The sequence below is a fragment of the Pseudomonas sp. GD04158 genome, assembly GCF_029834875.1.
GTDB lineage: Bacteria > Pseudomonadota > Gammaproteobacteria > Pseudomonadales > Pseudomonadaceae > Aquipseudomonas > Aquipseudomonas hydrolytica.
In genome coordinates, this window is record NZ_JAODYT010000003.1 from 25,880 (window position 1) to 48,834 (window position 22,955).

17 protein-coding genes are annotated in these 22,955 nt (G+C 62.6%); all 17 read right to left on the reverse strand.

All coding sequences use genetic code 11. The features are described 5' to 3' along the window. Positions 1-45 precede the first annotated feature (45 nt). Positions 46-1,530, reverse strand: a complete 1,485-nt coding sequence (locus N7333_RS02065; protein WP_003247086.1) for a flagellin — start codon at positions 1,528-1,530, stop codon at positions 46-48. A gap of 245 nt (positions 1,531-1,775) precedes the next feature. Then, positions 1,776-6,926: a glycosyltransferase gene (locus N7333_RS02070; RefSeq protein ID WP_279858308.1), complete on the reverse strand. Its 5,151-nt coding sequence runs from the start codon at positions 6,924-6,926 to the stop codon at positions 1,776-1,778. 57 nt (positions 6,927-6,983) lie between these two features. After that, complete coding sequence (locus N7333_RS02075; protein WP_129482186.1) at positions 6,984-7,730, reverse strand: cephalosporin hydroxylase family protein; 747 nt, start codon at positions 7,728-7,730, stop codon at positions 6,984-6,986. Beyond that, entirely contained in the window at positions 7,727-8,434 is a 708-nt protein-coding gene (locus N7333_RS02080) for a metallophosphoesterase family protein (RefSeq protein WP_129482185.1), read from the reverse strand. The genes N7333_RS02075 and N7333_RS02080 overlap by 4 nt, the downstream gene beginning before the upstream one ends. Further along, a complete protein-coding gene (locus N7333_RS02085) occupies positions 8,431-9,417 on the reverse strand; it encodes an ATP-grasp domain-containing protein (protein WP_252576655.1) in 987 nt (328 codons plus the stop codon). The genes N7333_RS02080 and N7333_RS02085 overlap by 4 nt, the downstream gene beginning before the upstream one ends. After that, the gene (locus tag N7333_RS02090; RefSeq protein WP_129482183.1) at positions 9,407-10,282 is read right to left on the reverse strand and encodes an NAD(P)-dependent oxidoreductase; all 876 of its coding nucleotides are present in this window, start codon (positions 10,280-10,282) and stop codon (positions 9,407-9,409) included. Before N7333_RS02090 ends, N7333_RS02085 begins: the two co-directional genes overlap by 11 nt. Then, complete coding sequence (locus N7333_RS02095; protein WP_129482182.1) at positions 10,282-11,007, reverse strand: class I SAM-dependent methyltransferase; 726 nt, start codon at positions 11,005-11,007, stop codon at positions 10,282-10,284. Before N7333_RS02095 ends, N7333_RS02090 begins: the two co-directional genes overlap by 1 nt. Further along, positions 11,004-11,732 (reverse strand): WbqC family protein, encoded by a 729-nt coding sequence (locus N7333_RS02100; protein ID WP_003247079.1) that lies wholly within the window; start codon positions 11,730-11,732, stop codon positions 11,004-11,006. Before N7333_RS02100 ends, N7333_RS02095 begins: the two co-directional genes overlap by 4 nt. Next, positions 11,729-12,853 carry a DegT/DnrJ/EryC1/StrS family aminotransferase gene (locus N7333_RS02105; protein WP_129482181.1) on the reverse strand — a complete coding sequence of 375 codons (1,125 nt, stop codon included), beginning with the start codon at positions 12,851-12,853 and terminating at the stop codon, positions 11,729-11,731. Before N7333_RS02105 ends, N7333_RS02100 begins: the two co-directional genes overlap by 4 nt. After that, on the reverse strand, positions 12,850-14,073 hold the full coding sequence (locus tag N7333_RS02110; protein ID WP_129482180.1) for a class I SAM-dependent methyltransferase: 1,224 nt from the start codon (positions 14,071-14,073) through the stop codon (positions 12,850-12,852). The genes N7333_RS02105 and N7333_RS02110 overlap by 4 nt, the downstream gene beginning before the upstream one ends. Continuing rightward, positions 14,070-14,615 carry a dTDP-4-dehydrorhamnose 3,5-epimerase gene (gene rfbC, locus N7333_RS02115; protein ID WP_252576657.1) on the reverse strand — a complete coding sequence of 182 codons (546 nt, stop codon included), beginning with the start codon at positions 14,613-14,615 and terminating at the stop codon, positions 14,070-14,072. Before rfbC ends, N7333_RS02110 begins: the two co-directional genes overlap by 4 nt. Before the next feature lie 2 nt (positions 14,616-14,617). Next, a complete protein-coding gene (rfbG, locus tag N7333_RS02120; protein WP_129482178.1) occupies positions 14,618-15,694 on the reverse strand; it encodes a CDP-glucose 4,6-dehydratase in 1,077 nt (358 codons plus the stop codon). Then, the gene (gene rfbF / locus N7333_RS02125) at positions 15,691-16,461 is read right to left on the reverse strand and encodes a glucose-1-phosphate cytidylyltransferase (RefSeq protein WP_003247074.1); all 771 of its coding nucleotides are present in this window, start codon (positions 16,459-16,461) and stop codon (positions 15,691-15,693) included. Before rfbF ends, rfbG begins: the two co-directional genes overlap by 4 nt. A 122-nt stretch (positions 16,462-16,583) precedes the next feature. Next, complete coding sequence (locus tag N7333_RS02130; protein WP_129482177.1) at positions 16,584-17,915, reverse strand: UDP-glucose/GDP-mannose dehydrogenase family protein; 1,332 nt, start codon at positions 17,913-17,915, stop codon at positions 16,584-16,586. A gap of 40 nt (positions 17,916-17,955) precedes the next feature. Next, the gene (locus N7333_RS02135; protein WP_012019036.1) at positions 17,956-19,644 is read right to left on the reverse strand and encodes a flagellar hook-associated protein 3; all 1,689 of its coding nucleotides are present in this window, start codon (positions 19,642-19,644) and stop codon (positions 17,956-17,958) included. Between the two features lie 68 nt (positions 19,645-19,712). Next, positions 19,713-21,758 (reverse strand): flagellar hook-associated protein FlgK, encoded by a 2,046-nt coding sequence (gene flgK, locus N7333_RS02140; RefSeq protein ID WP_129482176.1) that lies wholly within the window; start codon positions 21,756-21,758, stop codon positions 19,713-19,715. 9 nt (positions 21,759-21,767) lie between these two features. After that, positions 21,768-22,952: a flagellar assembly peptidoglycan hydrolase FlgJ gene (gene flgJ, locus N7333_RS02145; protein WP_012019038.1), complete on the reverse strand. Its 1,185-nt coding sequence runs from the start codon at positions 22,950-22,952 to the stop codon at positions 21,768-21,770. Positions 22,953-22,955 lie beyond the last annotated feature (3 nt).

Below are 22,955 nucleotides of genomic sequence, written 5' to 3' on the forward strand. Positions count from 1 at the left end.
GGGGAAGAGCCAAGCCCTTCCCCCCGTAGTCTAGCGCTTTCGACCTTAGCCCAGCAGACTGAGCACTGCCTGCGGCAACTGGTTGGCCTGAGCCAGGATCGCGGTACCGGCCTGCTGCAGGATCTGATTCTTGGTCAGTTCCGAGGTTTCAGCAGCGAAGTCGGTGTCGCGAATCCGGCTACGAGCAGCCGAGGAGTTCTCAGCGATGTTCTGCAGGTTCGAGATGGTGTTCTCGAAGCGGTTCTGCACGGCACCGAGCTGAGCACGCTGACTGTCGATGTTGGAGATTGCACCGTTGATGATACCCAGTGCGCTCTGCGCTCCTGTCGCCGTACTGATATCGATGGTATTCACCGCATCCAGCTCACTGAAGCCGTCAGCACCCAGACCACCACTCATGCCGCTAACCTGGAAGGCATCGGCTGCTTCGAGTTGTACCTGACCATCGGCGCGAGCGCCACCACCAGCAACGATGGTCGCTGCGGAGCCGACATCGTCTTCACCATCGAAGCTCTTGGCCTGCAGCGTAGCGCCACCGGAGCCGGCGTAGTTGGTGATCTGAATCGCATCGCCACGCGAGCTGACCAGTTCGATAGTGTCGCCTTTGTTCACAGCCGAGATACCAGTCTTGCCGGTTTCACGGTTGATGGCATCAGCCAGCGAGGACAGGTTAGTGACATCGTTGACCACTGCCGATACGGTAGCCGCATCGCTTTCCTTCGACTTGCTGGTCAGACCGGACAGGTTGAAGGAGACGGTGCCGGAAGCGGTGATGCCACCCAGTACGGCCACGGTGCGAGCGTTGGCAGTTACGCCGGTCTCGTCGCTCTTCGAGTTGATGGCACGAGCAACTTCGCTGGCCGAACCGCTGGCTGCGCCGGAAATGGCTACGTCACCATTGGACAGCTTGGAGTTGATGTTGAACGAAGCACTGCCGTAGGCACTACCGGAGGTGGCGCTGAAGGCTGCACCCGAAGCGATCGCCTGAGCGTCACCGCCATCGGTGGTGAAGCGGTTGATACCGATGCGATCAGTAGCAGCCGAGCCGATGGACACGCTGATGGTTTCGTAGGCGTTGGCACCAACCTGGAAGCTCTGCGAACCGAAGCTGCCGTCGAGGATCTTGCGACCGCCGAAGCTGGTGGTTTCAGCGATACGGTTCAGTTCCTGTTGCAGCTGAGCAACTTCACCCTGAAGGGCGGCACGCTCGGTAGCGCCGTTGGAACCGTTGGCCGATTGCAGGGCCAGGTCACGCATACGCTGCAGGATGCCGGTGGACTGCTGCAGAGCGCCTTCAGCGGTCTGCGCCAGGGAGATACCGTCGTTGGCGTTACGGGTGGCGACGCCCAGACCGCTGATCTGGCTGGTCAGGCGGTTGGCGATCTGCAGGCCGGCGGCATCGTCTTTGGCGCTGTTGATACGGTAGCCGGTGGACAGGCGCTGGAGAGAAGTATCCAGGCCTTTGGACGAGGTATTCAGGTTACGCTGAGTGTTGAGGGACGCAACGTTAGTGTTGACTGTAAGGGCCATGGTATTGCCTCCAGATGACCTTAGAACCGTTTGTCTGAGCCTGCGAGCTCGGGCCTGCATGCTCAGACGCCCAGAAAGTTCGCATTCGAACTCTTTATCGGCGCTTGCCTCTGGAGCTTTAGAGACTTTTTCAAGCTTTTTTTTATTCTTGCCTATCAGTCACTTAGCTAAAAAATGCCACGAAAGTGACAGCATCGCCTGAAAACCGTCGAGCCCAGCTGGGCTCGACGCACTCGCGGGGACGCTCAATCGGCCAGCCAGGCTTGGAGCCAGCGCTCCAGGTTCGTTCCCTCGAGCATCCAATCGCGCAGTACCGCCTCGCGCAGGAGGTCACCAGCTGCAGCGGCGGCATCCAGATCATTGATGTGCATGCGAATGGCCTCAACCCAGTCCCGAAAGCGATTCTTCACCCTCGTCACCGGCAGGTCACCGCGGTAGCACACCAGGTCGCTGCATACCACCGGGAAGCCACAAGCGCCGTATTCCAGCAGGCGCAGGTTGCTCTTGCACTCGTTGAACAGGTTCTGCTCCACCGGTGCCAGGGCCAGATCCAGGTCCAGGCCAGCCAAAGCCGCAGGGTAGTGTTCAATATCGACACCTGCGTGGATTTCCTTAACGTAAGGTCGGATCACGTCCGGGCACATGCCCATGAATACCCATTCCACCTCGGACGCCAGTTCGCGTACCACGTCCACGATCAGATCCAGATCGCCGGTATGGCTTACACCGCCCGCCCAGCCGACACGCGGTTTGCGGCCACGCCGGCGCTGGCTTTCGAGCCCTTTCCACCAGGTCACGGGCAACCGGTTTTCGATCACCCGAATATCCTCATGCAGCCCGGCGAAGGCCTCGGCCAGCGGCTGAGTGGAAACCACGAAACGATCAACGAACTCCAGCCCGCGGCGCAAGGACTTGAGGATATCGCGCGGCATCTGCGCGCGATGAACGCTTTTCAGCGGCAGGTTGGGCAGATAGTCGTCCAGCTCGTAAACGGTGAACGCGCGGGAGAACTTGCGCATGCGTCGCATCGCCTCCAGGCGTTCATCACCGATCTGGCGCTGCAGAACGATCACATCGGGATCGTAACGCTCGAGGTCCGTCACCTGCAGCAAGCCCATGGACAGGGTACCGTCGATCAGGCCTTCGGTTTTCATCGCCGCGAACGGCTGAATCACTCGGTAGTGACCGCAGCCCCAGGGATCCGCCGGATGCGCCAGCACCACCGGTGCAGGACGCCAGCTCAGCGGCCGCCAGGTGAGAGAGACATCGCTTTCGAGGTCGAAACCACGACCGCTGAGCGCTAGGTTGCGGTTATAAGCCGTATCGTTGGCCAGTTGCGGCAGGTAACGCTCGTACAGCTGATCCTCGGCTGCCGGATCGGCGTGCGGCGTCTGGGCCTCGTGCAGGACCACGGCATTGGCCGCCCATACGGTCAGATAGCCAGCCGCCCGCGCCTTGAGGCACAGATCCACGTCACGGAACGCGGTCAACGTCGCATCCAACCCACCGACCTGGCGGAACAGCTCGGCACGCACCATAAGACAGGCGTCACCCACGGCGCTGTAGTTCTGATCAACCTGTAGACGCTGCATGTAGCCAGCCGCATCCATCGGCTCGCCTGCGAAGGCGGGCGTTGCCGGGCCATTGACGCCCAGCAGAAGACCAGCCTGGGCGATCCGTCCGTTGGGCGTCAGCAGCTTGCCACCGACTACGCCTACCTCAGGGCGTTGCGCATGGTTGAGCAGCTCGTCCAACCAGTCTTCGTTGACAATGGCCGCTTCGCCCGAAAGCAACAGCAGGTATTCGCCACGGGCCTGTTCTGCAGCACGGTTCTGCGCCAAACCGGCAGCCGCCGTCAGCACACGCACCTTGTCGTCGCCGAGCGCCGCGACCTCGCCCAGCCAGGCACTAACATCGGCACGCGTACCGCCATCGGCCAGCAGCAACTCGTAGTGGCCGTAACGGGTCTTTTCCAGCAGGCTGTCGATACAGCGCTGCAGGGCGGCCAGTGCGACATCCGTGGAGAGAAGGATCGATACCAGAGGCGTACCGGCGTGACCGTAATGCACCCGATAGCGAGCCGGCAGGCCCGGCAACACTTTCGCCTGGTAGCCACGATTGCCCAAGTGACGTTCGATCACCCGGCGTTCGTCGGGGTTGTCACGCAGCGTAGGGGCCGCGGTGATCAGGAGGGGTTCATCGATATGCCCCAATCCGCCCAGGCCGTCCTGCTCGATCAGGCGAGTCAGCAGCTCGAACTCGAAGGCCTCGGGATATTCGGCGTCGAAACCGCCGGCGGCGAGGAACAGGTCGCGGCGATACAGCCAGTGACGCGCCATCACCAACGGGAAGCTGAGCAGCAGATCGAGATTGAAGCCCGGCAGGAACGCCGCCCCCAGATTACCGTCGGGCAGACGTTGCAGCTGATCGCCGTACACGGCGCGGCACTCTGGATTGGCTGCGAGTTCCAGCCCGGCGATCATCAACCCGCTCTGGGTGAATTCATCGCCAGCGCGGGCCAGCATGAACCACTGGCAATCGCTCGCTTCGACAGCCCGGTTGATCTGCAACGCCAACGGCTCGTCGCTCAGACGCAGGAAGTGCAGCTTGTCCGCCGCGGAAGTCGCCGGCACGTCTGCGGTGGTGAGTACCAGAATACGCAGCGTCGCATAGAGGCAACGCTCGCCAAGCAGACTCTTGAGCGTGACCATCAACTGCTCGGACTGGCCTTCGCTGTCGAGCACCACGACACCGATCAACGGCCCGCCCTGATGACGCTGCAGATAATCGGCGATCAGACGGTTTTCGGTGGATGTCGGCAGGCGCTCGGCCAGCCAATCCATTAGGCCGCCCTTGGGGCGTTCGCCCAGACTCTCGAGCAGCTGCTGGCGACCGCGCTGCAGCCCCTCGCTGGCCGAGCCCGAATAGCGCTCGTAGAGCTCGCGGTACAGGGCCGGGAAATTCTTGCGCTCGCGCCCCAGCATGTGGTCGCCACCGGCACCCGGTGCTCGTGTATGCACCTCGCTGGTCACGGTCAGCACATGCACAAAGGGATAGCGTGAGGCCAGGCGCAACAGCATGTCCCAGTCCTCGAACGCGGCCAGGCCGGTATCGAACTCCCCAACAGCTGCCAGCATCTCCCGTGGGTGCGCCCAGGTATTGACGGGAATGTAGTTCTGCGTGAAGAGACGGTCGCGGTCGAACGCCTCGTGCCTGAACGGCTGACCACGGCCGAGTTCTATGCGTTTGCCGCCCTCCAGCTTTTCGTTGACGTACTCCACACCGGTGTAGATGACGCTGCCTGGATGCTGCTCGAAGGCCTCGGCCAGCACGGCCAGATGGTCGGGCAGGTAGATGTCGTCGTCGTCGAGGTAGACGACGTAGCGCCCGCGCGCCAGCGCCAAGCCGGCGTTGCGCGCCGCCGATAGGCCCTTGTTTCGGCCCTGACGGATATAGGTGATGGGAAAGTCGTAATCCGCCAACAGATACTCGACCGGCTCGCCGTTGTCGTTGATCAGAATGACTTCGAAATCACGCAGCGTTTGGCTACCGACGCTGGCCAGGGCATCCCTGAGCAGGTCTGGACGGTTGTAGGTGGTGAGGATGATGGAGAACAACGGCTCGTAAGCGGCTCCGGCCTGACGCTCCAGTCCGGAAAGGTCATGAACGATGCCCTTCCCCAGAGCGCTGGCCTTGTAGGCGACGTGCAGCGCCGCCGCGTGCTCACCCAACGCCTGCAACGTCTGCGAAACCCGCCAGCAGGCCTGTGCCTGACCGCCCTGCCCTGCGTCCAGATCCGGAAACAGCCGGCTCACCGGGTAACGGGCAAAGGCATCCAGAATGACCTTGGCCTCGAAGGCCTTGGTCTTGGCACTGGACAAGCTCTCACCGTGCTGACGCCAATGACAGAGAATCGCGTCGACTTTCTTGAAGCGGGCGCTGTCCGCCAGCCGAGTCCATATCTGGTAGTCGTGGCAGCGCGTGAAGGCGAGATCGTAGCCGCCATAGGTGTCATACAGCGAGCGGCGCACCGCAGTCCCCGGATTGGGCAGACAGTTGCCCTGGATCAACAGTGGCAGCAGCGACTGCCCCTGGTAATCGGGGTAATGCGTGCGCAGCGTTTGCCCGGTGCTGGATTGGTCGTCGAAGATTTCCAAGTCGCCGTAGAACACATCGGCACCCGGGTTCGCCGCGATGCTGCGGTGTATTTCGCTCAACGCACCTCTGGCCTGCCGGTCGTCACTGTCGATCCACACCACGAACTGCCCACGTGCCTCGGCAAGCCCTCGGTTACGCGCCGAAGCACCACCGCCGTGGTCGTTGTGCAGCAGACGGATTCTCGGATCGTCGATGGCGCGAATGATCTCTACCGATCGATCGGTGGAACCATCGTCGACCACGATCAACTCGAAATCCCGCTCGTCCTGCGCCAGCACCGATTCGATCGCTTCGCGCACATAACGCTCGCGGTTGTATACCGGCATGATCACGCTGAAGAAAGGAGCAGGCTCATCGGAGGTGACGTCAGTTGATGGCCCCGTTTGCAGCGCAGCCGAGGGAATCGGCAGGGTTTCGTTAAACAGCTGGAAGCGCTTGTTCAACCACACCAGCACCTGGCTGATGACCTCCAGCTTGTGCTCCGCGGCGATGTTCCTGTGGGTGCTGATGCTGTGCACGAAGAGCTCGGCCAACTGGTGGTAACGGGCAGCCGTCTTGGTTCCCGTCATCCGCTCCATTGCGGTGCTGTCGCGCCTGCGGATTTCTCGGCGAACATACAGCGGCTGCTCGACACGGACGAACGGCCCGTGCGCGGCCAAATGGCAGAGAAACGCCAGATCCGCGCTGACCACCGGGCGGAAGTCGAGATCGATGAACGAACGCCGGATCAGCTGGTTGACCGCCTCGCAGCGATCCAGCGCATGCAGCAGTTTGAGGTAGCGCTGGTGTGGCGCCAGTGGCTCGGCGAAAACGTAGTTGCCTCCGTTGCTCTGCCCGAGCGTGTTGCCCGTCTCATCTATCCATTTGGTCTGGGTATAGACCAGGCTGACCCTCTGGTCGGCAAGCATGCGCGCCGATGTTTCCGCCAGAAATTCGGGGGCCAGCACGTCGTGCCCGCCGAGCCACATGAAGAACTCCGAGGAGGTATGCTCGAAGCAGTAGCGAAAGTTGGCCGAAGCCCCGAGGTTCTGCGCATGACGGACATAGTGAAAACGAGGATCACGCGTGCAGAACTCGCGGCAGATTTCACCGGTCCCGTCGGTGGAGGCGTTATCCGCGATCAGTACCAGGAAGTCCGTGTACGTCTGCGCTGCGAGTGACTCGAGCGTTTCGCGGACATAGGCTTCTTCATTGAAGACCGGGACACTGACCACGATCCTGCTATTAATATTGTGCATGCGCACCCCGTAGCATGTTCGTTGCACTCCGGTACGCCGGAGTTCGCGTTGTCGACTTCAAACCCGCTTCAGATAGCCTTCCGGCGCCACGCTGATCAGCAGTTTGTTGTCCATTCGTTCATCCACCTGGAATTCCGGGTGGCTCGTCAGATACTCGCGCACCGCCGACTTCGGACTGTTGCCCTTGCCCCATGGCCGACCGGCCTGCAGCTCGTCGGGTGTGTCTTCCACCACGGTATCGAATACCACGCAGTAACTGCCCGGCGATACCAGAGGCGCGTAAGCCTGCAGTTCGGCCAGCACATGTGCGTGGGTGTGATTGCTATCCAGCGAGACCAATACCCGCTTACCACGGGCAGCCTGGCGCACCTGTTCCACCACTTCCGGCGCGATGCTCGAGCCCTGGATCATGTCGATACGACGGCACATCGGATGTGCCTCGATGGCCTCTCGGTTGTGCTGGCGAATATCGATGTCGATACCCAGCACCCTCGCGTCACTGGGCCCACCGCAAGCCGCGTTGAGCTCCAGCAGCGAGGCGAAGAGAATCAGCGATCCGCCATGGGCGATGCCGGTCTCGATGATCAGCTCCGGCTGCACGGCCCATACCAGCTCCTGCATGGCCACGATGTCCTGGGGGTACTGGATGATGGGCCGGCCCAGCCAGCTGAAGTTGTAGGAATAGCGGTACTTGCCGCCTGCCTCCAGCATCCAGTCCAGAGACCGCTGTTTGAGGCCTTGATCCTGGCCGGCGGCCTCGATGTTGCGTTGCACTTCCGCTTGAAACTCGTCGTTTGCGCTCACTTTGTGTGCTCTCGCTCGATGATTTCGACCTTGTCGATACGGCCGCCGATCTGGGCGCCGATATAGAGGTTTTCCCACAACCGCGGCTCGTCGTAGCCGGCCCGACGCATCGCCGCGACCGTCTCGTCGATATCGTAGGCCACCCGCTGCAGGACGATGCGCGAGCCGTCGAACAGGGCAAAGGCCGCACGCGGATCTCCGTCGCGCGGCTGACCGACCGAGCCGGGGTTGCAATAGGTCTTGTCGCCCAACGACGCCAGGACCTGGACATGGGTATGCCCTGAAAAGTAATAACGCCAGGCGCCGCTCAGCTTGTCCGCAGACACCCGGTACAGGTACTGATCGCGCGGGTCTTCCCAGCCACCATGAACGAAGCAGGCATCGCCCTCTTCGTACTGAGAGCTCAGGCCGGCCAACAGCTCGACCTGATCAGGACGCACCACTCGAGCCTGGTGCTCCAGCAAGGATGACACCAGCCGCGAACGAGGACAGCCGGTCCCTTCCGTCAGGTAACCGTCGTGGTTACCCAGCAGTTGCACGGCGCCGCGCTGGGTTAGCAGGTCGATACATTTCTCCGGCTCGGCGTAATAGCCGGTCACATCGCCCAGAGAAATCACCCGCGTGCAGCCGAGCCGATCCGCCTCGCTCAGTACCGCACGCAGGGCCGGGAAATTGCCATGAACATCCGATATCACCGCAATCATAAGTATTCGATGTGATCCTCTATGTAACGGGTACAGCTGGCCGCGCGCCATTGCGTAAGCGCCGGGCGCCGAGCACGACAGAAGTAATCGATGCTCATAGCCGCTTCGTTGAAGCCAAGCGCTGCGCGCAAGGAAACCGATGCCGACAGGCGCGGATTGATTTCCAACAACCAGGCCCGGCCATCGGCCTTGCGAAACTGATAATTGGTCGGCCCTACAGGCCGGAATTGAGCGGTCAATGCCTCGCAAGCACTCTCGATCAGGGCATCGCTTGCGACGCTGCGCGCTCTCCAGGTAGCACCGCCGGGTCCCAATGTGCGCTGCAAGATGGCTGGCCGACTGGAGGTACCGTCGCCATAACCGAACAGCCCCACGGTGTACTCCTGGTCGGCACTGCCGACCAGTCGCTGCAGCATGAAGTTGTCGCCCAGCTTTCGAAGCTGGTACCGCAGATCGTCCTCATCCTCTACCAGAGCCTGACCACGGCCACCGGAGCCCCGCCGCGGCTTGCACAGCAGCGGCGCCGGACCGAGCTGCGCGATGGCTTGCGCCCAGTCGCCGCATCGGCTGGTGGCGATTGCCGGCAGCCCCGCTTCGAGCAGCGCCTGGTGCAGGCTCCATTTATCCCGCGCCAGCTCGATCAGGCGGCTGTCGTTGAGCGCCACCGCCACCCCGGCCGAAGCGAACAATTGGCGGCGTGCATCGAAATGAAAGACATCCTGCTCGATGGCGGGCAGCACCAGGTCAATCGCTTCGCGCTCGATGAGTTCGAGGAGGAAGCTGTCGTAGGCCGGATCTGCCTCCGCCACGGGTGGTTTGACGTAAAAACCGTCGCAGGCATGACGACCGAAGGCCAGTGGGTCTCGATCGAGGCCGATGATGCTCACCTCTGGCAACGGACGCAGCGACTTGACCACGCCCTGACCGATGATCGCGCCCACACCGGTCACCAGCACGCGCACACCAGCAGCCTCAAGTGACATCGAACACCTCGAAACGTGCGGCATATCCACCATCACGGATAGCGCGCAGGCCATCGAGCAACGGTGTGAACGTGAGGCCCAGCGTCGCCAGCTCTGGTGACGCGGGCGGGAAATACGCCGGCCAAAACGCTGTCTTCTCCTGGGCGATCTGCACCTCACCGCCCTGCCCAAAAACTTCGTAGGCATGTCGAGCAAGACTCAGGTAGCTCTCGCTGTGCGGGTGGCAAACATGCAACACGCCCTCTGCGCCAGCCTCGCTGGCCAGCGTCATGGCGGTGACAGCATCGCAAACGTGCACGAAATTGCGCGGCGCATCCCCCGGGGGCAAGCGCAGCACGCGGCCGCTGCGGGCGTAACTGACGATGCGCCCGAACCAGCGCTGATGGCGTATGCAATCGCCGCGCTCGTCGTAGAGCTGGGCGAAACGCAGACTGACGAAGGTTTGCCCGCTTTGCGCCAGCGCCCAGGCCAGAACACCCTCGGCCCGCGCCTTGGATGCACCGTAGCTGCTGGCGAAGGCCGCCCCGTCGCGTCGCGCGGACGATACGCTTCCGGCGTACACCACTTGCCGACAGCCCGCAGCACGCGCGAGTGCCACCACCTGATGAGCGCCGAGCACATTGACCCGGTCGTTGAGCCAGGCCCCCTGGGGTGAGTCGTCGCCAAAAGCCGCGGCACAGTGAAACAACACATCCGCCTCGACACCGGGAAACTCCGTACGCAAGCTGTCGCAGCCCAGCTCCAGCGGCACCTCGCAGTCGCCGGAGCGCCCAGCGCCGATCACCTGCCAGCCTCGCGCGCGTAAGTGCTCGCTCAGGCGACTGCCAACCATCGAGCCTGGGCCTACCACCAGCGCACGTTGCATCAGGCCACCTGCACTTCCATCAACAGCCCCACGCAGAGGTCGGGAAAATCCACCCCGACCTCGCACATGGCCTGCAGGTTTTCCTCGAATTCAGGCATGGTCTGCATGTAGCCGAGTGGCAATGGCTTGAGGTAGATGCCCTCCTCCCAGGTAACCCGATACCCCTCCGCTTGCAGCAGCGCCTTGAGCGTGTCGCGGCAGAACTGACGCTGATGGCCGAGGGCATGATCATTGGCATTGAGTTCGTAGATATCGGCGATCTTGCCCATCGCCAGTCCCAGACGCCGGTTCAGCGACTTGGCATTGGGCACCGCAACGTAAAGGCTGCCGCCCGGGCGCAGGTTGTCACGAAAACGGCGCAGAATCAGGCCCGGATCGTCCACATGCTCGAGGATGAAGCCCATCATCACCACATCGAACTGCTCACTGCTGACGAAGTGTTCGAAGTAGCCCTCCACCAGCTCGATGTTCAGCCCAGGGTAGTTTTCCCGGAACAGGTCGATCACCACGGAGGAGCCCTCGAGCACCACGTGGCGCTGGAAATGCCGATTGAACAAGGCCGTGGTGTAACCGTGGCCCAGTCCCAGCTCCAGCAGCGAGAGCGGAGCCTTGCCCTCGAGACGGCGCAGGATGCGCGGCGGGTACCAATTGAGAATCAGCTCGTTCTCCAGAGAGGTCACCGCTCCCGGTTTGTATTGCGAGGTCACGTCATTCAGCTTGCTCATGCCTGATCTCTTGCTGCCAGCGCCTGGCGCCAGTGGGTCACACCCGATTCGATGAAGGTTCTACCGTCCCGCCCGCAATTGGCTACCAGATCGAGCACGGAGACATAAGGGGTGAAGGGCGGAAACTTCTGCGGATATTCGCGCTTGCGGTAGTCCATGTAGCAGACCTCGATACCCGCGCACTCGAAGGCATCGTGGTCCAGATAGTTCAGGGCGCCCATTCCCGTAACGTAGCGATCACCGCTCAGGTGCGCCACCAACCCCTGGATCAACTCGCTCTTGCGTCCCTCCACCGCCAGCTGTGAAGAGCGGTGCAGACGCTTGCCTTCTAGCAGGCCGAAATACTGCGCCACCGTTTGCATGCCCTCGATGAGCAGATCACAGAAGCCCAGATCACGACGCAACAGCACCCTCTCGGCCAGCCCCAGGGCGTCATGCATATGGGGCGTTCCGGCCAGCGCCAGGGCCAGGGTACGCAGATGCTTGTCGCGCCATCCCGACTCTTCGGCGCACTGCAGATCGCAAATGCGCACCTCACGCCCGTGCTGGCGCAGCGGCACCGTCAGCCAGGCACTGCCATCGGGTGTCTTGTACTGCACTCGGTTGATGAAGCCGCGAGCGAACTGGACATCGTCAAAGAACACGAAATCGTCCGCCAGTCGCCACTGCTCGAACATGCCTACCCAGGGGAAATACATCGGCTGGGAAATAACCACCGTGCTCATCGCCGCGCCTCGGCATGCAACGTCTCGACCACGCTGCAGATGCGCGCCATGTCCGCTTCGGTCATGTCGTGAAAGCTCGGCAGGTTGATGGCCCGCTCGGGAATGCTTGCCGAATGACCGCCAGCGGCAGGTATGCGCCCCTGGAACATCGGCAGAGCCGAGAGGGGATAGAAGAAGACGCGGGCGTCGATGTTGTTCTCGGCGAAACGCGCCAACAGGCGCTCGCGAGTGATGCCCAGCTCGGAGTCGAAGACCACCGTAGGCATCCAGGCGCCGATTCGGGTGCCCTCGGGCTCGGGGTTCAGGCGCAAGCCGGGCAGGCCACCAAGACGCCGACGATAGTTCGCCATGATGGCGCGCTTACGCTCGATCAGCTCGTCGATACGCTCGGTCTGGGCGCAGCCGATCGCGGCCTGCAGGTTGGAGATCTTGTACTTGAACCCCAGCAGATCGGGCCAGAACTGGCGTGTCTGGCCTTTGAGCCGACCATGATTGGACAGCCCCAGCACCCGTTCGAAGAGGTCTGTATCGTTGGTGACGAACATGCCGCCTTCCCCGGTGGTCATGGTTTTGGTGCCGTGGAAGGAGAATACGCCGAAGCGCCCCATGCTGCCGGCGCGCTGTCCCTGCCACTCGGAGCCGATGGCCTCGGCAGCGTCCTCGATGACCGCAATACCATGCCGAGCACCGATGGCCAGCAACTCGTCCATCGCGCAGAGGTTGCCATACAGGTGAACGGCGATGATCGCCCGGGTGCGCGGCGTTATGGCCTGCTCCACCTTCGCTGGGTCCAAGCACCAGGTGTCCTCGCAAATGTCGACGAACACCGGCGTCGCTCCCAGATGCACGGCCGGCGCCACCGAGGCGATCCAGTTGCTGTCGGCAAGGATCACCTCATCGCCCGGCCCAATTCCGAGTGCGGCCAAGCCCATGTGCAAGGCCCCGGTACAGCTGGAGGTGGCGATCGCGTGCCTGACCCCCAGGTGACGGCCGAAGGCCGCCTCGAAGCGTTCGATGTATTCGTAGCAGCGTGGCCCCCAGCCGTGCCGGGCCGCATCGGTGACGTACTGCACCTCCAGCTCGGATATCGAAGGCTGGGTGTACTGGATGCGCGACTTCATTTCACCTCCAGGCACGGGATGGCGGTGACGAAGCGGCCGCCCCACTGGCGAATGCGCTCGTTCTGCGCCATCACCTCGTCGGCAATGTTCCATGGCAGGATCAGCAGCAGATCCGGGCGCACCTCATCCAGTTGTGACGGCGAGAGGATGGGCACGTGACTGCCCGGTAGATACTTGCCCTGCTTGGAGGGTGCCGCATCGAACACCCAGGGCAGCAGGTCAGGCTTGATACCGGCGTAGTTGAGGATGGTATTGCCCTTGGCGGCAGCACCATAGGCAGCCATCCGACGCCCGGCCCGTTTCTGCTCGAGCAGGAAGGCCAGCAGATCGTTCTTCAATCGGTCGGCGCGCGCCTGGAAACCTCGATAGGTGGCAGGATCGCGCAATCCGGCCTGCGCCTCGGTACTCAGCAGCGCATCGACTGAAGCCGAGCGTGGCCGTGAGTCGTCCTGATGCGAAGCGTGAACGCGCAGGCTGCCGCCATGTGTAGGCAACTGCTCGACGTCATGGATACGCAGCCCGGCAGCCTCCAGGACGCGCTCCACGCTATACAGAGACAGGTAGGAAAAATGCTCGTGGTAGACGGTGTCGAACTGCACCTGTTCGATCAGGCGCAACAGGTGCGGGAATTCCAGGGTGAGGGTGCCACCGGGCTTGAGCACCGCTTTCAACCCTCGGGAAAAATCGTTGATATCCGGCACGTGGGCAAAGACGTTATTGCCCAACAGCAGATCGGCCTGCCTGCCCTCCTCGGCCAGCCGCTTGCCGAGCGCCTCGCCAAAGAACTCGCGCAATACGGGAATCCCCAAACGCTCCGCGGCATCGGCGGTACTGGCGGTTGGCTCGACGCCCAGGCATGGCACGCCTGACTCGACGAAATTACGCAGCAGGTAGCCGTCGTTCGAGGCCACCTCGATCACCAGACTGCCAGCTCCCAGGTGCAGCGTCTCGCGCATGCGCTCGGCGTAGGCACGAGCGTGAGCCAGCCAACTGCTGGAGGTAGAGGAAAAATAGGCGTAGTCGGCATCGAACAATTCGCCGGAGTCGGCGTAGTCCTCGGTCTGCACCAGCCAGCACTGCTCGCAAACCCAGAGTCGCAGCGGGTAATAGCGCTCGGGCCGACTCAGGTCCGCTTGCGTCAAATAGGCATTGGACGGCGGCGCGTGACCGAGATCGAGGAAAGATTGCCGCAACGGAGCAGCGCAGTGACGACAGTTCATGGTGCCAGTCCAATGAAGTCCGAGGTGAGCGAGGGATGTTTTCGGTCGCGCGCCGAGAGGTCACGCACTGGCAACGGCCACTCGATGGCCAGCGCAGGGTCGTCATGACAGACCCCGCCTTCTGCATCGGGACAATAGAACTCGGTGTGCAGGTAGAGCATCTCGCTGTCCTCCTCCAGCACCTGGAAGCCATGGGCGCAGCCCTCGGGGATCACCAGCAAGCGCCGATTCTCCGCACTCAGAGTCTCGGCATGCCAGCACAGGAAACTCGACGAGCCGCGGCGCAAATCCACCACCACGTCCCAGATTCGACCGCGAATGCAGCGCACCAGCTTCATCTCCGCTCGGGGAAAGTGCTGGAAGTGCAGGCCACGCACTGCACCTACCTGGCGGGTCAGCGACTGATTGATCTGGACGATACGACGCTCACCCAGCAAGGGTGCCAGCTCATCGGCGCAGAACAGGCGAGTGAACGCACCCCGTACATCGCGATGAGCATCGCAGTCGACGCGCATCAGGCCGTCGATAGAGGTTGCGCTCACCGTCAGGCCCATACGCAGCCGACCTGTCGCGCAGCATTGATGAAATGCAGCAACTGCTCACGGGTGCAGACTTCGCCTCGCTCATGACTAAGGCGATACCATTCGGCGGTCATCTGTAGCGCGGTGTGCAGCGACCAGACCGGAGCCCAGTGCAGGCCGGAACGGGCCTTGGCACTGTCCAGGTAGAGTAAACGCGCCTCGTGCAGACCGTCGTCGCTGGCGGCCTGCCAGCTCAGTGCAGGCCAATGCTCACGCAGGGCCTGAAGAATTTCCGCTACGCTGCGATTGGCCTCGGGCGCCGGCCCGAAGTTCCAGGCATCGGCACAGCTACGATCCCCCTCAAGCAGTCGCTGGCCCAACAGCAGATAGCCGGACAAACATTCCAGCACGTGCTGCCAGGGACGCGTGGAGGACGGCGAACGGATCTGCAGCGTCTGCCCGGTCTGTACTGCGCGGACCAGGTCGGGAATCAGACGATCCTCCGCCCAGTCTCCGCCTCCGATAACATTGCCTGCGCGGGCGGTCGCCAGCAGCGGGCCGGACTGCTGCCAGAAGGATTTACGGTAACTGTCGCACACCAGTTCGGTAGCCGCCTTGGAGGCACTGTAGGGATCGTGGCCGGCCAGCTCATCACACTCGCGATAGCCCCAAGGCCATTCGCGGTTGGCGTACACTTTGTCGGTTGTAACCACCACCACCGCGGCAACGCCTGGCGTAACGCGGCAGGCTTCGAGCAGGTTGGCGGTGCCCAGGACATTGCTCGACCAGGCATCCAATGGCTGTCGGTAGGAGGGACGCACCAGGGACTGGGCGGCCAGATGGAAGACGATCTCCGGCTGCTGCTCGGCTAGCAGGCGCTGCAGGGCGGAGGCGTCGCGAATATCGCCACGCAGATCGGTAACGGGCAGACGCAGCGCCGCCCAATGTTCAGCATTGCCGTCCTGTTCGCAGGGCAGCGAAAAACCCACCACCTCGGCGCCCAACTCGACCAGCCAGGCGGCGAGCCAGCTGCCCTTGAAGCCGGTGTGTCCGGTAAGCAGCACCCTGCGCCCCTGGTAACTCCGAGCGAATGCCGTCATTGCCAGATTTTCCAGGGTGCCTTGCCACTGACCCAGAGGTCGTTGAGCTGATTCTTGTCACGCAGGGTATCCATCGCCTGCCAGAAGCCTCGGTGACGAAAGGCCATGAGGTTTTCCTCCTCCGCCAACCGCATCAGCGGCTCGCCCTCCCAACTGCTCTGATCACCGTCGATGTAGTCGATGACCGAAGGATTCAGCACGAAGAACCCACCGTTGATCCAGGAGCCGTCACCTGCGGGCTTTTCCTGGAAGGCACCGACCCGGTCACCGTCCATATCCAGCGCACCGTAACGACCCGGCGGCTGAATGGCCGTGACCGTCGCCGGCTTGCCATGCTGCTTGTGAAAGTCGATCAGAGAGCGGATATCGATATCGGCCACACCATCGCCATAGGTGAAGCAGAACGGCTCATCCCCCAGATGCTCGCGTACCCTGCGCAGCCGTCCGCCGGTCAGGGTGTCTTCGCCGGTATTGACCAGCGTAACCCGCCAGGGCTCCACGTAGCGCTGATGAACTTCCATGGAGTTCTTCGACATGTCGAAGGTCACGTCGGACATGTGCAGGAAGTAGTTGGCGAAGTATTCCTTGATCACATAGCCCTTGTAGCCCAGGCAGATGACGAAGTCCTGAATGCCATGGTGGGAGTAGATCTTCATGATGTGCCAGAGAATCGGCTTGCCACCGATTTCGATCATGGGCTTGGGCCTGAGATGGGATTCCTCACTGATCCGTGTGCCCAGTCCACCGGCAAGAATGACCGCCTTCATCGCTACTCCCCTGCCCCCGGATATTCGACCAATCGTCAATTAGTCGGCATTTTGTTGCCCGATATACAGGTATAGCAACAAGCGGGCCACTCGTTGAATGGCCCTGGGCGGGAATGCCTCGTTCAGACCGGCTGGCGGCCGATGGAGAAGTAGCGCAAGTCGTGACGCTTCATGACCTGGGGGTCGTAGAGATTGCGGCCGTCGAACACCACCGCATCGCCGAGGGTACGACGAAGCAGTGGAAAGTCCGGCGCCTTGAAACTCTGCCAGTCGGTGACCACCGCAAGCGCATCGGCACCCACGAGCGCCTCCTCCTTGCTATTGGCAAGTATCAGATCCGGTCGCTCGCCATACAGACGACGGCATTCGGGCATTGCTTCCGGATCGAACGCCTGTACCGTCGCCCCCAGGCTCCAGAGATGCTCCATCAATGTCCGGCTGGGGGCGTCACGCATGTCTCCGGTGTTGGCCTTGAAGGCCAGCCCCCAAAGCGCGATGACCCGGCCACGCAAATGACCTGCGTAGAACGCCTGGATGCTGTGGCCGAGTTTTTTCTTCTGCGCTTCATTGACGGACTCGACCGCGGCCAGGATGGCCGGCTCGTAGTCTTCGCTCTGCGCCGAAGCCTTCAGGGCGCGTACGTCCTTGGGAAAACAGGCGCCACCATAACCGCACCCGGGGTAGATGAAGTCGTAACCTATGCGCGGATCGGCACCAATGCCTCGGCGAACAGCTTCGATATCGGCGCCGAACAGCTCGGACAGATTGGCCATTTCGTTCATGAACGAAATCTTGGTGGCAAGAAAGCAGTTGGCGGCGTACTTGGTCAGTTCGGCGCTGCGCCGATCCATGACCATGATCTTCTCGCGATTACGGTTGAAGGGGGCATACAGCTCCTGCAGGACCTCGATGCTGGCCGGATTGCTGGAACCGATGATGATTCTGTCCGGGCGCTGGCAGTCGCTGACGGCAGCCCCCTGCTTGAGGAATTCCGGGTTCGAGACGACGTCGACCTGGATATCCGAGCGCCCCCGCGCGTCCAGGGTGTCGCGCATCACCTGTTCGATGGCATCCGCTGTGCCCACCGGGGCCGTGGACTTGTTGATGATCAGCTGATCCTTTTGCGCAACCTGGGCAATGCCTCTGGCCACTTCATGAACAAAGGTCAGATCCGCATAGCCATTCGCGTCAGACGGAGTCCCCACGGCAATGAAGTGAATATCCGCGTGCTTCACCGCCTCTTCCAGACTACCCGAGAAGCGCAACCGTCCCTCCTCGTGATTGGCAGCCACCAGCCCTTGGAGGCCCGGTTCGAAGATGGGAATGCCGCCACTTTCCAGGACCGCTCTCTTGCCTTCATCGGTTTCGATACACAGAACGTTGTGACCGACATTGGCGAGGACGGCTGCTTGCACGAGCCCTACGTAACCGGCACCGAATACACAGATATTCATACAACATCCTAAATGGAGTCAGGCAGAGGGTAACGCCGGCTCAGCGCAACTGATTGAACAGATTCAGCCCGGCGATCTTCACGTAGCTCTGCTGCGCCGCCTCCAGAATGATGGTCTGGAAAGACAGGCGCGACAACGCCTCGGCGTAATCCAGCTCGCGCAGCTCGGCCTGTACCGACTTGTTCACCAGGGTCACGTCCTCGTTGTCGATCCCGGTGGTCTCGATCAGGTTGAGGCGCGCGCCGATCTCGGTCTGCACTTCCAGCACGCTGCCCATGCCGTTGTCGAGGTTCTTCAGGGCGATGGCCACCTCGTTGCGCACAGCCAGATTCCCGGCCGGCGAGGTGGGCGACGACTCCAGCGCCTGACGCAGTCGGGAAATGGTGTTGAGGATGCTGCGCTGTTCCTGGAACTGGGGCTGCACGCCGAACTGGTCGCCACCGCCGGCGCTGGCCGGGCCGGACAGCGTGAACTCGGCGCCATACACGGTGAAACTGGCCGGATAAGGACCAGTGACGGTACCGGTGGTCAGCACCGGACTGTTCGGCCCAACGGGCTGGGCGAAGACCTCGTAGTTACTGTCGTCGGTGAAGCGCAACACCACGCCGGAGGTGGGGAACTGGCTGTCGAACACGTTCTGGTTGACGATGTTGCCGCCCGCCACGACTGCCGCCGAGCCGTTGGTGGAAGCACGGGTGACGGCGAACTCGGTTGGCGCGGACTGCAGGGTGAAGCTGTGGGTACCGATACCCGGTGAACCGGCGGTGGCAGGCGGCTGGATGTCGGCCAGCAGGCTGTCCAGATTCAGCTCGTTGTCGCCCTGCTTGAGCACCACATCGAGCTGAAAACGCATACCGCGGAAATTGATGACGTTGCCGCCGTTGACCAGCGGATCGATCTTGCCGCCCCCCGGAATCTCCGAGGTCACGTCGGCGCCGCTGGCGTCGTAGATGCGGAACTCGGTGCCGCTGACGAACGCCAGCGAATAGGGCTCACCACCGCGAAAGTCGGCATTGAAGGCGCGATTGTCTTCCACCAGCCCGGGCGAAATGAACACCCGTTGCTCATTGGCCGGCACGGCGGGAATGGTGGTCGCCGGTAGCGGTGGCGACGGCAGCGCCGGATTGTTGACACCGTTGGCGTTGGCCACGCGGTTGGCGTTGGTCACGCTCTCGAACAGACGCTTGCCGTTGTCGTTGATCGCCACGTTGGTGGAGCTGGCCACCTGCAGGGTGCGCTGCCCTTCGTCGCCGAAGTAGGAATAGGTGCCGTCCGGGTTGCGCACGAAGGGTTCGGTCTTGCCCAGATTTCCCGCAAACAGGTACTCGCCCCGGGCGTTACGGCTGTTCATCAGGTTGAGCAGCTCGGCCTCACGCTCGGAAAGCTCCTTGGCGATGGAGTTGCGGTCTTCGGCCGACAGCGAACCGCCGCCCGCGCGCACCGCCAGCTCGCGCACGCGCTGCATGACGGTAACCACCGAATTGAGGGTGGTCTCTTCCTGGGTGAGGCTGTTCTTGGCCGCCGTGAGGTTGTCGCTGTACTGCTTGAGCACGGCCTGCTGCTGCTCGAGCTGCAGCAGACGCACCGAGGCCACCGGATCGTCCGCCGGGGTGAGGATGCGGTTGCCGCTGCTGATCTGCTCCTGGGTGCGAATCAGGTTGGAGTAGTTGCGCCCAAGGCCGGAAACGCCGTTGTTGAAAGCCTGGATGGAGGAGATGCGCATGACCATGGGGCTTGCCTCTTGCAACGCCTGTCGGTTGAACAGGCTTCACCCTCCCGCATGCGGGAGGGTGGCTATCAGAATGTATTGATCAGGGTATCGAACAGATTACGCGCAACTTGAATGATCTGCGCCGATGCCTGGTAGTACTGCTCGAACTGGATCAGCTTGGCGGCCTCTTCGTCCAGGTTAACACCGGAAATCGAGTCGCGGTTGTCGGTCGCCTGCTTGAGGATCGCGCTGGTGGCCTGGCCATCGACGCGCGCCTGGCTGGTCAGCGTACCGACCCGTTCGACCAGGTCGCCATAGGCGTCGGAGAAGCTGGAGCCCGTGGTGGTCGGTGCCCCTGGGTTGACGCCGATTACCGATTTGTTCTGCAGGTTGACCAGATTCAGCGCGTTACGGTTGTCCGATACGCCGTTGGTGTTGAACGACACCGAGAAGTTGTCGCCCGCCTGGGGTCGCCCGCTGATGGTCACCTGGTAATCGAACGCCGCCGGAATCGCTGGTGGGTTGGCCGGCACGGTGATGGTCAGGGCATTGTCCTGGCCGGGCACGATGCTGCCGGTGTCGATCACGTTGCCGTTGATGTCGACCACATCGTAGCTCTGCGTGGCGCCACCGCCGGCGCCCATCACGATGCGCAGCGGCGGCGCGTTGCGCAGGCTGGTTTCCAGGTCCGCCTGGGCCGCCGGATCGTAGATGTTGATCTCGGTCAGCAGCCGGGGCTGGGTGATCCTGCCGGTGCCGATGTTGGCCGGGCTGGTCTCGGCCTTGAGCGGCGCGGCGAAGGCCAGTTCCTCGGGGTTTTTCATGTCCGCACGGATATCGCGACCGGCGTTGCGGGTCGGCATCACCAGGAAACGGTCGCCGGCCGCGAAGGTACCGCTGGCCACACCGAGCGAGAAGCCGTCTACCTCGGGTGCGGGTACCGTGGTGATGTCGAAGGTCGCCGGAGTCGGCGGGAACAGCGTACCGTCGGACACCCGGCGCACCACGTATTCGGTGGCGCTGGTGAACTGCACCTCGTAGTCGCTGGTGGTCAGGCGCGAGGTATCGGTCAGGGTGACGGCCAGGTTGGCCGTGGTGTCGCTGTTGCCAACCCGGGCCAGGCTGCGCTGGCTGAGCAGGAGCGGGTCGTTTATGGAGCGGAACAGCTCGTTGCCGAACTGACCATTGAGGTCCAGGCCCTGCCCCAGTTGGCGGTTCATCTGATCGGCGATGGACAGCGCCAGACGCCCCACCGCATTCATCGACTGGTCCAGCACGTCCTGGCGATAACGCAGCAGACCGCCCATCTCGCCGCCGGTGATCAGCGAAGTGATGCCCTGGCGCGAGCTGCCACTGACGAACTGGATCTCGCTGCGCAGCGGGTCGGACTGCCCGGGGGTAACCTCCAGACGAGCAGCCTTGCTGCCCACTACCAGCGGCTGACCGGAGCCGATGAACAGGTTGTAGGAGTTGTCGTCCTGCGGCACCACGGTCACGCCGATGAACTCGGACAGCTTGCGCACCGCCTCTTCGCGGGCGTCGAGCAGATCGTTCGGCGCCTGGCCATTGGAGGCGGCCACGGCAATCGCATCATTGAAACCGGCGATCGAGGTGGCCAGCTGATTGATCTGATCGGTCACCGCCGAGAGCTGCTTGTTGAGGAAGGCGTTCTGCTCGTAGAGGCGGTCGTAGATGGTGTTGAATCGCTTGGACAACCCCTCGGCCTCGGACAGCGCCAGCTGGCGTGCCGGAATGTTGGCCGGGTCCTCCGCGGCGGTCTGCAGGGCGGCGAACAGCCGCTGCAATCCGGGCGTGACGCCGGTGGTGCTGCCGGCCAGGAGGGAATCGAGCTGGTTGATCTGGCTCAGGTAGGCCTGGGTATCGCTGTTGAGCGCGGTGCTGCTGCGTACCTGAGTATTGAGGAACTCGTTGTAGATGCGGCGCACGTCCACCAGCGTGGTGCCGGAGCCGATATAACCGGCCCCGCTGAACTGCGGCGTACGGGTCGTCTGCACGGCTTCCTGGCGGGAGAACCCGGGCGTGTTGACGTTGACGATGTTGTGGCCGGTAACGGCCAGCGACGTCTTGCTCGCCGACAGGCCGGACAGGCCAATGTTGAGTAGGTCAGCCATGATTCAACCTCAAGTCCTTGTGGTGGCGCTGTCGGCAGCCGCGATGGCCTGATAGGTCTGCATCTTGCGGGCGATCTGCGAAATCTTGCGCGCGTAGTGCGGGTCGGTGGCGTAACCGGCTTGCTGCAGTTCCTTGACGAAACGCTCGGGGTTCTCGGTGGCGTTCAGCGCCTTTTCGTAGCGGCCGTTGCTCTGCAGGAAATTCACGTAGTCATCGAAGCTCTGCGCGTAGGAATCGTAGGCACGGAAGTTGGCCGCCTCCCTGACCGCCTTGCCGCCCTTGTATTCGGTAGTCAGCACCCGGGCCGACTCGCCCTTCCAGCTGTTGTGCGACTTGATGCCGAACAGGTTGTGGCTGCTCTGCCCGTCGCCGGTACGAATGATCGACTTGCCCCAGCCGGTTTCCAGCGCGGCCTGGGCAACCAGATAGCGCGGATCGACGCCGATCTTCTCGGCGGCGGCCTCGGCCATCGGCAGCATGGTGGCGACGAACTCCTGCGGGGAATTGAACACGGCCTTGCCCGGCGCCAGCGGCGGCTGGGCGATGCGCCGGCCGCTGATGGCATCGCTGTTGCCCGGGTTCAGGCCGGCACTTGCCGGTGCGGCAGATGCCTGCGCCGGCAGCCAGTCGTTACCCGCCAGGGCCTTGCCCTCGCCTTCGGCGGCCGACGGCACGATGCCGGCCAGCAGGCGGTCGGCCAGTTTGCCCGGCACGGCCAGGCGCCGGCGGTTGAGCAGCGCGACGTCGTCGCGGAAGCCCTCGGATGTGGCCGCTTTCTCGGACTTGGCTTCGCTGGCCGCGGCAACCGGTTGTTCGATCTGCGCGAAGGGGTTGGGCCTGCTCGAGGGCTGCTTGATCTTCGACATCTGCCGCACCAGCACATCGGCCAGACCGATGCCGCGCCCTTCCTTGGAAAGCGTCACCGCCAGCTGCTGATCGTGCATGTCCTGGTAGGTCTTGCTCTCGTTGCTGTTCATGAAGTTGCCCTCGCCGAACGCGGCGTTGGCCGAACGCATGGCCTTGAGCATTTCGTTCATGAACAGCGACTCGAATTCCTGAGCGACCTTGCGGATGTTCTGCTCGGTGTCGCCGCCCACCTTGAACTGGTTGAGGCGATTCAGGTCGGTGAAAGCGCCGCTGTCGATCGGGCTTTTGCCGTTGCCGAGCATGCCGGCAGAGAGTCGAGAGTCCATAGG